The 7,836-nt window shown below is 66.2% G+C and carries 8 protein-coding genes; 3 read left to right on the plus strand and 5 right to left on the minus strand.

What is annotated here, in order from left to right:
- Nucleotides 1-235: restriction endonuclease (locus tag AC1DSN_RS15060; RefSeq protein WP_477331418.1), on the minus strand; the 235-nt coding region annotated here is incomplete at its 3' end.
- 225 nt (nucleotides 236-460) lie between these two features.
- On the opposite strand from AC1DSN_RS15060, the gene AC1DSN_RS15065 reads away from it, so the two are divergent.
- On the plus strand, nucleotides 461-976 hold the full coding sequence (locus AC1DSN_RS15065; RefSeq protein WP_477331420.1) for a hypothetical protein: 516 nt from the start codon (nucleotides 461-463) through the stop codon (nucleotides 974-976).
- Between the two features lie 105 nt (nucleotides 977-1,081).
- Here AC1DSN_RS15065 and AC1DSN_RS15070 read toward each other — a convergent pair whose 3' ends face one another.
- Nucleotides 1,082-2,131 (minus strand): HDOD domain-containing protein, encoded by a 1,050-nt coding sequence (locus AC1DSN_RS15070; RefSeq protein ID WP_477331422.1) that lies wholly within the window; start codon nucleotides 2,129-2,131, stop codon nucleotides 1,082-1,084.
- 96 nt (nucleotides 2,132-2,227) lie between these two features.
- On the opposite strand from AC1DSN_RS15070, the gene AC1DSN_RS15075 reads away from it, so the two are divergent.
- Nucleotides 2,228-3,091, plus strand: coding sequence for a pseudouridine synthase (locus AC1DSN_RS15075; protein ID WP_477298969.1), 864 nt, complete (start codon nucleotides 2,228-2,230; stop codon nucleotides 3,089-3,091).
- Nucleotides 3,092-3,109: 18 nt separating this feature from the next.
- Nucleotides 3,110-4,534: an MFS transporter gene (locus AC1DSN_RS15080; protein WP_477331424.1), complete on the plus strand. Its 1,425-nt coding sequence runs from the start codon at nucleotides 3,110-3,112 to the stop codon at nucleotides 4,532-4,534.
- Between the two features lie 141 nt (nucleotides 4,535-4,675).
- Here AC1DSN_RS15080 and aat read toward each other — a convergent pair whose 3' ends face one another.
- Genes aat through trxB form a run of 3 tightly spaced genes read right to left on the minus strand, consistent with a single transcriptional unit; the run spans nucleotide 4,676 to nucleotide 7,523 of the window.
- Entirely contained in the window at nucleotides 4,676-5,386 is a 711-nt protein-coding gene (aat, locus tag AC1DSN_RS15085) for a leucyl/phenylalanyl-tRNA--protein transferase (RefSeq protein ID WP_477297645.1), read from the minus strand.
- On the minus strand, nucleotides 5,383-6,519 hold the full coding sequence (locus AC1DSN_RS15090; RefSeq protein WP_477297646.1) for a GNAT family N-acetyltransferase: 1,137 nt from the start codon (nucleotides 6,517-6,519) through the stop codon (nucleotides 5,383-5,385). The genes aat and AC1DSN_RS15090 overlap by 4 nt, the downstream gene beginning before the upstream one ends.
- 41 nt (nucleotides 6,520-6,560) lie before the next feature.
- On the minus strand, nucleotides 6,561-7,523 hold the full coding sequence (trxB, locus tag AC1DSN_RS15095) for a thioredoxin-disulfide reductase (protein WP_477297648.1): 963 nt from the start codon (nucleotides 7,521-7,523) through the stop codon (nucleotides 6,561-6,563).
- Between the last annotated feature and the right edge of the window lie 313 nt (nucleotides 7,524-7,836).

Genomic DNA, 7,836 nt, shown 5'->3' on the forward strand with positions numbered 1-7,836 from the left:
CTTCTACTTCGAGGGCGTCCCAGTGCTTGCACTGAAGGATGACGGACTCGGTGCCGCGGGTCAGGCGCAGATCGACGCCAGCGCCAAGGGCCTTCAGGGACGTGACCGGGGCATGGTGCTCCACGCGATAGCCCTGCGCCCGATAGTGCTCGGCCAGCAGGTGCTCGAAGTCCTGCCAGGTCAGGCGCGCGAGCGCGTCTGTTCCACCAGCGGAAGGCTGTCGAGCGGAAAACATCGTGGGTGAGGTCCTGCCGGGGATCGGAGCGGCATCATAACCGCTCGCGCGGTCGGGTCGAAAAGGTTATCGGCATCACGGAATGAGCCTTTAGCCGGCGGGGAAGGCGTCTTCACATTCGTGAGTGGTTGCCGCTGCGTGGGCCAGCCGCTAAATTGGGAGGGTTGTCTTGGGGGAATACAGGGGTTTGTGCACGTGATGAAGTACGTAGTAACGAAATGTGCGTTGGTCGCCACCGCGGCCATGATGCTGTCCGCCTGCGGCGGCAAGACCATGATCGAAAGCGACATGACCCGCACGGTCGCTGCCAGCCCGGCCTCGCCGTGGCTTACGCTGGAAAACAAGGGTGACCATGTGATCAGCGTCGGCGGCCTGTCCGGCTCGCCCAAGGTGCAGGTGTCCCCGGATATCGCCTCCGCGATCGAAGCCCAGCTGCGCACCTCGCTGCAGCCGAAGTACTTCACTGATCTGATCATCGGCTGCCGTGGCCTGCAGCAGACCACTGCCGTGCACACGCCGGACGGCGAGCCGTCGGTCGTGACCATGGGCCTGACGGTGAACTGCCGCATCGTCGCGCGCGGTGTGGTCGTCTCGAAGGTTTACCACGTCAGCAAGACCGCGCCCGTACTGACGGATCCGCCGCGTCTGGACACGATCGTGCCGAATCTGATCGCCGGGGCCTCTACCCAGCTGGCGGATCAGCTCTGGGCGGATGTTGTGGCTACGGGTGTTCGGCGCTGAGGGTATATGGGCGCTGCGGCAGCGCCATCGCCGATGAATCGGCTCCCACATGGATTGCTGCCGGAAACCCTTCGCCGATGAATCGGCTCCTACAGGGGCTTAGGGTTAGGCTTCGGCTGGCGCGGCTGTTYGCAGGGCGTCGCGGCAGGCGATCAGCTGCGCCTGGGTGAAGGTCTGGCCGGGGCTCGCCAATAGGGCCGAGTCCGGGTCGGCCAGGCCCTGTTCGATCAAGACATCCAACATGGCCACGCGGCTGGCGGCAAGCAGGGCGCGCCCCAGCGGCGTGCGTGCGCCTGCGTCGGCGGGGTCCGCGCGCTCGGCCAGCGCCTGGACCACACGTGAGGGGAAGGCCCAGTGACGTGCCGCGTGGAGCGACAGCCGTTCGATCTGCTGGGCCAGCGCGGCGACGAGCGGGCGGCTGAAAGCCGTGGCGCGGGTGTCGTTCTGCTCTTCCAGCTCGAGCAGGATCGTCTGCGCGCCGGTCTGGCTGATCAGCCCGGCAAGGAATGCTTCGAACGGGTCGCAGACATTGCGGCCCAGGAAAATGCAGGCGCGGGCGCAGCGCTCGGCGTGCTCCCAGAGGCGCTCGCCCGCGTGCTGGCTGGCGCCGCCCATGTTGGTGCGCAGGATGGGCCGCATCACCAGCTGCATGACGACGCGGCGCAAACCGTCCTGTCCCAGCAGGGTGATCGCCTGGGGCAGGCCGGTGACCGGTCGGGACGTCTTGAAGAAGGCGCTGTTCGCCACCCGCACGATCTCACCGACCAGCACGGTGTCGCGGGCAATCAGTTCGGCCAGTGCGCGGCTGTCGCTGTCGTCGTTGCGCAGCGAGCGCATGAGCTGGGGCACCACCGAAGGCAGCCGGGGCAGGGAGCCGACATCGAACCGCTCACCACCGAAGGCATCGCGCACACGGCGCAGCACGCTTTGTTCGGCCGGCGAGAAGGCGGCATCGTCCGACGGGGAGAGGCCCAGCACCAGGCGGTAGAAGCGGTCTTCGATTTCTTCCGCGGCCAGCGCACTCACCGGGGCCTCCACGACGGGCACGTCGATCACCACCGGCGTGATGCTCACGGCGGCGTGTGCGGGCACGACGGTAGGGGCGGGAGGCGCGTTGCCGCCGCCGAACAACTTCCTGAGGAACCGGCCGATCACGCGGAGTGTCTCGATGTGGGGGACGGCGCCAGTATAAGCTGCGGCCCGGTGGGAAACACTTGGCGACCCATGCGCTGGCAAGGTTAGGATGACCCCATGGACCACATGCCCCTCAGCAGGATTGCCTTGCCGCCCGGCGGCTGGCCCAGCGTGCTCGATTTTCTCTGCGAGCGCTTCCCGGCGGTCAGCCGCGATGCCTGGGAAGACCGCATGGAGCGCGGCCTCGTCGAGGCGCACGGCCGCCCGGTGGACCACCTCACGCCCTACCGCCCGGGTGACATCGTCACCTATCGGCGCGAGGTATCCGCCGAGCCACGCATTCCCTTCGAAGAGACCATCGTCTACCAGGACGACGACCTCGTCGTGGCCGACAAGCCGCACTTCCTGCCGGTGATGCCGGCCGGACGCTACGTGGAGGAGACCCTGTCGGTGCGCCTCATCCGTCGCCTCGACAATCCGGACCTCGTCGCACTGCACCGGCTCGATCGCGGCACCGCAGGCCTCGTCGTGTTCTCGGCGCGTCCGTCCAGTCGCGACGCGTATACGCGCCTGTTCCGCGAGCGCGCCATCGCCAAGACTTATGAAGCGCTGGCGGCGCCTTTGCCCGGGCTGACGTTTCCGCTCTCGCGCTGCAGTCGCATCGAGCGGGGGGAGCCGTTCTTCCGCACACATGAAGTGGAGGGTCCCGCGAACGCCACCACGCACATCGACGTGATCGAGCGCGACGAGCATGCGTGGCGGTATCGCCTGGAGCCTGTTACCGGACGCAAGCACCAGCTGCGCGTGCACATGGCGGGGCTGGGCGCACCCATCCTGGGCGATCCGATGTACCCCGACCTACGCGAGGAAACCGCGGATTTCAGTGAGCCTATGCAACTGCTCGCACGCGAACTCTCCTTCATCGATCCCTTCACCGACGACGAGCGGCGCTTTCTAAGTTTACGTTCACTCGACCTTTGATCCCCGCGGGCGCAGACTATGTGCTCCCCCGCCAACCCTCCCCGGATGACTCCCGCCCCTGGCTTCCGCACCGTAGCCCTGATCATCGCGAGCGCGATGTTCATGGAACAGCTGGACGGCACCATCCTCGCCACGGCGTTGCCTTCCATGGCGGAATCGTTCGACGTGTCGCCGTTGCACATGAGCGTGGCACTCACCTCGTACATGCTCAGCCTCGCGGTGTTCATTCCCGCCAGCGGCGCCATCGCCGACCGCTACGGTTCGCGTAACGTCTTCCGCTCGGCCATTGCGCTTTTCACCATCGGCTCGATCCTCTGCGGGCTCTCCGGCAATCTTCCGCTGCTGGTGCTTTCGCGCCTGCTGCAGGGCATGGGCGGCGCGATGATGGTGCCGGTGGGGCGCCTGGTGCTGCTGCGTTCGGTGCCGAAGTCCGAGCTGGTCAGCGCCATGTCGTGGCTGCTCGTGCCGGCACTCATCGGGCCGGTGATCGGGCCGCCGCTGGGCGGCTTCATCGTCACCTGGGCCTCGTGGCGCTGGATCTTCTACATCAACGTACCGATCGGTCTTGCCGGCATGTGGCTGGCGACGAAGTACGTCCCCGATGTGCGCATCGCCGAGCGGCAGCGTTTCGACACAGTGGGCTTCATCCTGTCGGGCATCTCGCTGTCGTGCCTGGTATTCGGGCTGGAAATGGCGAGTCGTGGCGGTACGGCGGGGTCGAGTTCCGCGGGGTTGATCGTCGGTGGCCTCATCGTCGGTGCGGTTTACGTGTGGCATTCCAAACGCGTGGCCAATCCCATCCTCGACCTCTCGTTGATGCGCTTTCCCACCTTCCGTCTTTCGGTGATCGCAGGGTCGCTCACGCGCATCACGGCGGGCTCGGTGCCCTTCCTCCTGCCGCTGATGATGCAGCTGGGCTTCGGGTTTTCCGCCGCGCACAGCGGCGTGGTGACCTTCGTCTCCGCCCTTGGTGCCATGCTGATGAAGGCCACCGCGGCGCCCGTGCTCCGCTTGTGGGGCTTCCGCGCCACCCTGGTCTGGAACGGCGTGCTGTCGATGGTCTGCGTCGCCTTGTGCGCCGCCTTTCGACCGGACTGGCCGTTGTGGACGATCTACACCGTCCTGCTTCTGAGCGGCTTCTTCCAGTCGCTACAGTTCAGCGCGTACAACACGGTGGCCTACGCGGATGTGCCAAGTGAACGGTTCTCCAGCGCCACGAGCTTCTACACGACGTTCCAGCAGCTGATGCTGTCGGTAGGCATCTGCGTGGCCGCGGCGGCGCTGCATGTATCGGTGACGTGGAACGGGCACGCGCACGCGCAGCTGCCGGATTTCAGCGTGGCGTTTCTCGTGGTGACGTTCGTGTCGCTGATTGCCGCGCCGGTGTGCCTGGCGTTGCCGAGGAATGCCGGGGCTGAGATGAGCGGGCACAGAGGTCGGTAACCGGAAGCCTGCTCGGTAGGAGCCGATTTATCGGCGATTGGGTGCTGGCGACGGAATGGCAATCTGGCGGCCGCTGCCGCGGCCATCGCCGATGAATCGGCTCCTACCAAGCCGATTTATCGGCGATGTTTTTCCCGCGTGTCAGGGCAGGGTTATGGGGTGCTGCACCCACGAACCGACCATCCCCGGCATCGCCGCCAGGCGCTTGGCCTGCGCCACGAACTGCCGTCTCGGAATCTCCACCGCACCCATTGATAGCAGGTGATCGTTGGTCACCTGGGCGTCGAGGAACGGAAACCCCCAGCGATGCAACAGCTGGCACATGCCGGCCAGTGCGACCTTCGAACCGCCGGTGCGTGCCGAGAACATCGACTCGCCGCAGAACAACCGACCGACGGCGACACCATAAATCCCGCCCACCAGCGAACCGCGGTCCCACACCTCGACGCTGTGCGCGTGACCCTGCCGATGCAGCTCTTCGTACGCCGCAATCATGTCGTCGCCGATCCATGTGCCGATCGATCCGCTGCGCGGCGCGGCACAGGCGCGCATCACGCGGGTGAACGAGGTATCGGCGGTGATCCGCCAGTTGGACTTCGACAGCTGCTTGCGCAGGCTGCGGCTGATGTGGACCGCGTCGGTGCGGAACACGCAACGTGGATCCGGTGACCACCAGAGGATCGGCTCATCCGCGTTGAACCAGGGAAAGACGCCCTGCGCATAAGCCGCGATCAAACGCTCGGGCGAAAGATCGCCGCCCCAGGCGAGCAGGCCGTTGGGTTCGTCCAGCGCATCCTCGGGATCCGGAAACAGGCCGGGGCGGAGGGGATTCAGTTGCGGCAGGCGGATCATCGGTCCGCGTACGGCGAATGGGCGAGCAGTTCGTCGCGATACGCTTCGCGGTGCAGCGCTTCTTCTTCGAGCGCGCCGGCCACGGCCCGGCGGAAGCCCTCGTGGGCGATGTAATGCCGCGAGTGCGTCAGCGTCGGAAGGAAGCCGCGGGCCAGCTTGTGCTCGCCCTGTGCGCCGGGTTCGAAACGGGCGATGCCTTCGCGGATCGCATAGTCGATACCACGGTAATAACAGAGCTCGAAGTGCAGCCCGGAGACTTCGACGCTGGCGCCCCAGTAGCGTCCGTACAGCGCGTCGCCGCCGCGCAGGAACAAGGCCATGGCGACGATCTCGTTGCCGTCGCGCGCCATCGCGACCTGCACCTTCGGGCCCAGGGTGCGACCCAGGTACTGGAAGAAGCGTGCGGTCAGCGCGGCGTGGTTGCCCTTCAGGTCGAAGGTGAGTTCGTAAAGCGCGTGGATCTGCCGCCACTCGGCGTCGGAGAGTTCGTCGCCGCCGCGCATGTCCAGCTGCAGGCCGGCATCCATCGCATGGGCGCGTTCCTGGCGGATGTTCTTCCGTTTCTTGGCCTTGAGCGAGGCGAGGAAGGCGTCGAAATCCGCGTAGCCCTGGTTGTGCCAGTGAAACTGGTAATCGGAGCGGACCAGCCAGCGATCGTCGAAAGCGTCCAGGTCGGCGTCGGCGAGGAAGTTGGCGTGAATCGAGGACAGGCCCAGGCGGTCCGCTTCGTCGACCAGGGCCGCGGTGAGCCGGTTGCGCAGGATCTCCGCCTCGATGCCGTCGCGCACCAGCAGCCGGGGGCCGGGCACGGGCGAGTAGGGCGAGGCGACCAGCATCTTCGGATAGTAGTCGCCGCCGGCGCGTTCCCAGGCCGAGGCCCAGCTCCAGTCGAAGACGAACTCGCCGTGCGAGTTGCCCTTGAGGTAGGTGGGAGCGGCGGCGATCAGGCGATCGTTCGTGTCGAAGATGCCCAGGTGGTAGGGCTTCCAGCCATAGTCTTCGCGCAGGCAGCCCTTGGCTTCCATCCCGCTCAGGAAAGCGTGCGACACGAAAGGGTTGCCGTCGGGCACAAGCGCGTCCCAGTCGGCGGGCGCAATGCCACCAAGGCTGTCGAGGAATCGAATGCCGGTCATGCGGCGGTTGCCCCGCGCGCGAGGCGCGGGGCCGGTTCCGGTCAGGTCAGCATGTGCTGTTGGTCGAGCCAGCGCTCGGCGTCGAGCGCGGCCATGCAGCCGAAGCCCGCCGAGGTCACCGCCTGGCGGTAGACATGGTCGGCGACGTCACCGGCGGCGAACACGCCCGGCACCGAGGTGGCCGTGGCGCCGCCGTGCAGGCCGGACTGGATCTGGATGTAGCCGTCCTTCATCTCGAGCTGGCCTTCGAAGATGCCGGTGGCCGGGGTGTGGCCGATCGCCACGAAGAAACCCTGGGCTTCCAGATCGCGCTTCACGCCGGTGTTGACGTCCTTGACGCGCACGCCGTTGACGCCGGAGTCGTCGCCGAGGATTTCGTCGACCTGGTGGTTCCACAGCAGCTCGATCTTGCCGGCAGCTACCTTCTCGAACACCTTGTCCTGCATGATCTTTTCCGCACGGAACTTGTCGCGGCGGTGGACCAGGTAGACCTTGCGGGCGATGTTGGCCAGATACAGGGCCTCTTCCACGGCGGTGTTGCCGCCGCCGACCACGACCACGTCCTGGTCGCGGAAGAAGAAGCCGTCGCAGGTGGCGCAGGCGGAGACGCCGCGGCCCTTGAACTTCTCTTCCGAGGCGATACCCAGGTACTTGGCGGTGGCGCCGGTGGTGACGATCAGCGCATCGGCCGTGTACTCGCCGCTGTCACCCTTCAGGTGGAACGGGCGGACGGCCAGGTCCACGCTGTGGATGTGGTCGAAAACCATCTCGGTTTCGAAGCGCTCGGCGTGCTCGGCCATGCGCCGCATCAGTTCCGGACCCTGAACACCCTTTTCGTCACCCGGCCAGTTGTCCACCTCGGTGGTGGTCATGAGCTGGCCGCCCTGTGCCAGGCCGGTGATCATCGTCGGCTTGAGGTTGGCGCGCGCCGCATAGACGGCGGCCGTGTATCCGGCGGGGCCGGAGCCGAGGATCAGCAGGCGGCTGTGCTTGGGGGTGCTCATGTATAATCCTTGAGGTTTACTGCGGCGTGTTTCGGTCGTACCGCTAGCCCCTTGCGGCAGGATGCTAAAGCCGTGTCGAGGGTTTGCGAGGTGTGTCGACCCGTGAGAATGGGGAAGACCGAGGTGCGATTCAAGACATCGATGCAATGACGGCTGTCGCCTTGTCCCCACGGGGCGGCTTTTATCTCATTCAGGATCCTCCATAAGATGCGCATTGGTATCCCCTCCGAAACCAAGACCCTCGAAGGCCGCGTGGCCCTCATCCCGGCCGCTGCCGCCGATCTGGTCCGCCGCGGCCATGAGGTTTTCATCC

The organism is Luteibacter sp. P4_D7_3 (assembly GCF_056401735.1).

Excerpts from the sequence above, each read along its gene's own strand:
- AC1DSN_RS15075 (WP_477298969.1), top strand. The coding sequence starts at position 2,228 with ATGGACCACATGCCCCTCAGCAGGATTGCCTTGCCGCCCGGCGGCTGG.
- AC1DSN_RS15080 (WP_477331424.1), top strand. The coding sequence starts at position 3,110 with ATGTGCTCCCCCGCCAACCCTCCCCGGATGACTCCCGCCCCTGGCTTC.
- aat (WP_477297645.1), bottom strand. The coding sequence starts at position 5,386 with ATGATCCGCCTGCCGCAACTGAATCCCCTCCGCCCCGGCCTGTTTCCG.
- AC1DSN_RS15090 (WP_477297646.1), bottom strand. The coding sequence starts at position 6,519 with ATGACCGGCATTCGATTCCTCGACAGCCTTGGTGGCATTGCGCCCGCC.
- trxB (WP_477297648.1), bottom strand. The coding sequence starts at position 7,523 with ATGAGCACCCCCAAGCACAGCCGCCTGCTGATCCTCGGCTCCGGCCCC.